The sequence below is a fragment of the Sporichthyaceae bacterium genome, assembly GCA_036493475.1.
Classification (GTDB): Bacteria; Actinomycetota; Actinomycetes; order Sporichthyales; family Sporichthyaceae; genus DASQPJ01.
The window spans coordinates 1-2,719 of record DASXPS010000191.1 but is presented as its reverse complement, the minus strand read 5'-3'; the positions used below and the strand labels follow the sequence as shown (position 1 = coordinate 2,719).

General features: G+C 67.8%; 4 protein-coding genes. 1 reads left to right on the top strand and 3 read right to left on the bottom strand.

Annotation, left to right across the window (positions count from 1 at the left end):
* Positions 1-54 precede the first annotated feature (54 nt).
* Positions 55-774 carry a hypothetical protein gene (locus tag VGJ14_18620; GenBank protein ID HEY2834443.1) on the top strand — a complete coding sequence of 240 codons (720 nt, stop codon included), beginning with the start codon at positions 55-57 and terminating at the stop codon, positions 772-774.
* On the opposite strand, the gene VGJ14_18615 is transcribed toward VGJ14_18620, so the two are convergent.
* From VGJ14_18615 to VGJ14_18605, 3 genes are all read right to left on the bottom strand, one after another.
* Complete coding sequence (locus VGJ14_18615) at positions 669-2,252, bottom strand: IS66 family transposase (GenBank protein HEY2834442.1); 1,584 nt, start codon at positions 2,250-2,252, stop codon at positions 669-671. The two genes, VGJ14_18620 and VGJ14_18615, sit on opposite strands and share 106 nt — an antisense overlap.
* A gap of 55 nt (positions 2,253-2,307) precedes the next feature.
* On the bottom strand, positions 2,308-2,469 hold the full coding sequence (locus VGJ14_18610) for a hypothetical protein (protein HEY2834441.1): 162 nt from the start codon (positions 2,467-2,469) through the stop codon (positions 2,308-2,310).
* A 36-nt stretch (positions 2,470-2,505) separates the two neighbouring features.
* The coding region (locus VGJ14_18605; GenBank protein HEY2834440.1) for a PhoU domain-containing protein at positions 2,506-2,719 on the bottom strand (214 nt) is incomplete at its 5' end.

Genomic DNA, 2,719 nt, shown 5'->3' with positions numbered 1-2,719 from the left:
GCGCGGCCGGGCGCGTCTGACCTGCCGATTTGATCAAGCGGTCCCGTCTGTTGCATGATCCGCCCTCCATTAGAAGGCGTTGGAGGCGGGTTGCGGCGGGTTGATCTGGCGGGTGCGGCGCATCTCGAGCTGGTCGACGGTGTGGTGGCGCTGCGCCCGGAGGAGGCGATGTTCGAGGCGATGCTGAAGGGCTGGCGTGCGCAGCAGGCGGCCCGCGGTCTGCGGGAGGATGCGATCGGGGCGCGGGAGCGGTTGATGCGTCGGTTCGGCGAGTTCACCAATGAGTACCCGTGGAACTGGGAACCGTCGCATGTGGACGAGTGGTCGCTGTCGCTGACCGCCGAGCAACACTTGGCGCCGTCCACGATCCGCACCTACCAGTGCAGCCTGCGCTTGTTCAACGGCTACCTCTGTGACAGCCGCTACGGGTGGGTTGCGGCGTGCCGGCGCGAGTTCGGGCCGCAGACGCATCCGGTCGCGATCGTGCACGAGTGGAACACCATTCCCCACCTCAACGACTACGAGGGCAATCCCGAAGCGCGCCCGTTCACACGGGAGGAACTGCAGCGGTTCCTCGACTACGCCGACGAGCAGGTCGAGCGCGCGGTGCGGGCAAAGCGCAAGGGTGCGCTGGCCGCTTACCGGGATGCCACGCTGTTCAAAGGTAGCTATTCAGCTGGTTTGAGTGTGGGTGGTAGCCATGCGCCGGTGGTGAAGAGTTGGCGGAGGGTGTCGAGTTTGTCGAGTCCCCATTTGGTGGCTGTGTCCAGGTAGGACTGGACGATGGCGAAGTCGGTGAGGCCTTGCAGGGTGCGCCAACAGCCGCCGGAGGTGCGTTGTTGGATCTTGACGGGCCTGCACGCGCGCTCCGCTTCATTGTTCGTGAACGGCACCGAGAGATCCGCGGCAAACCTCAAGATCATGTCTTCGAACCGTCTGAACCGCGTGATGAGGGTGCGGGCCTTGTCGGCGAGCTTGGAGTGTTCGCCCTGGTTGTCGGTGTTGCCTCGGGCGAGTGCTCCCAGGTAGTGGTTGCGGATCTGCTTCAGCGTGGCTTCGTCGAGGCGGTCGGCGCCACGATCACGGGCCTCGTGGGCGGCGCGGTTGGCTTCCAGCAGGGTGTTGGCCATCGCCTGTGCCCACAGTTGGCCGTCGGGGTCGGCATCGGAGATCGACCGCAGATCGCGCAGCAGATGAGCTCCGCACCAGGCATGTGCCGCCTGCAGGTGTGCATAACCGGCGTAGCCGTCGCGCACCAGCACCCCGGTGAACCCTGCGAGGACACCGCCGGCATCGATGCTCGCCGCGGAGCGGTCGCCGACGTGCATCAACGTGAGGTATTCGGTGCAGGCCACGTGGACGTAGGCCAGGGATCCGGTGGCGCGGCCGGGTGTCTCGTCGGCATGCAGCACCGGCGCGGTGGCCAGCAGGTTTCGCATGTGGCTGAGGAACTTCTTCTCCAACTGTCGGGCGGCGCGGCCACGGATGGCGGCCAGGAACCCGGTGGACACATCGATCGCGGTCAACGTCTCCAGCAGGTCGCGGGCGCGCCCGACCGGCAGGTAGTGCGCGCAGGTGAGCAACGCGGCGCGGGCGAGGGTTTCCGGGCCGATCCGCACCGGCGAGCCCGGCGCGGCCACAATGCCGACGTGCTCGACCGGCACGGCCTCGTCGTCCCAGCCCGGGGTGGTGACCACCCCGCAGCACGCGCAGACCTTCGAGATCCGCGCATACTCGGTGACCTTCGGGGGCGGCGCGGGCTGGATGTCGACGATCTGACGCCGCTGATGGCCGTGTTCCGCGGCCTCGACCAGTGACGCGTCACAGGACCGGCAGCGGCCCGGCCGGATCTCCAGCCGCTCGTCCGGGTCATCGATCAGGCTGCGCGAGGACGACGCAGAGCCCGGCTGCTTGCCGGACTTGCGTCCCGACCTCGTCCGCAACGAGCGCATCTTCGCCGGCTTCTTCGCCCACGGCGCATCCGACGACGGAGGGCGGGAGGAGTTCGAGGAGTCCCCAGCGGCCTGGCGTTTCAACTCCGCGATCTCATCGGCCTGTTCCCTGACCACCCGCTCCAACTGCGCAACCTGCCCGGTCAACACCGCGACCATGTTCTTCAACTCGGCGTGATCGACACGAACCGCAGCCTCGCTCGCCCGAAGCTCCTCCACCTCAGCACGCAGCGCGGCGTTCTCCACCCGCAGCGCAGCGGCGTCCACAGTCGACTGCTCGTCGGGCGGGAGATCGGGCACGACGACACCCTGCCCAATCCCACACCGAGATCAACTCGACACGCCGACGATCACGTCACACCAGCCCCACCAGCCACAACGCGCACGCCGCCGCCGCTCGCAACACCGGGACCTGTCCGCCGATGGATGACCGTCGACGCGCCGCCCGTCTACGCGAGGCAAGTGGCGCGGAACGTGCCGCCGAGGTGAGCGGCACCAGCTGAATAGCTACGATCATTCGAGCTCCTGGGAGCTGCCACCTCGAGGCAGGTCCTCACCCGGAGTCTCGGCCGGGCGCTACTCCCGTGACGATGTAGTCCAGCCGACGGGTGATCGAGACGGCCTGGTCGGCGAAGCGTTCGACGAACCGGGCCAGCAACGCCACATTCACGCCATCGCGCACCGAACAGCCCGGGGCGCCGCCGCTCACAGCGTGCAGGATCTCGCGGTGCAGCTCATCGATCCGGTCATCCGCCCGGTCCTGCTCG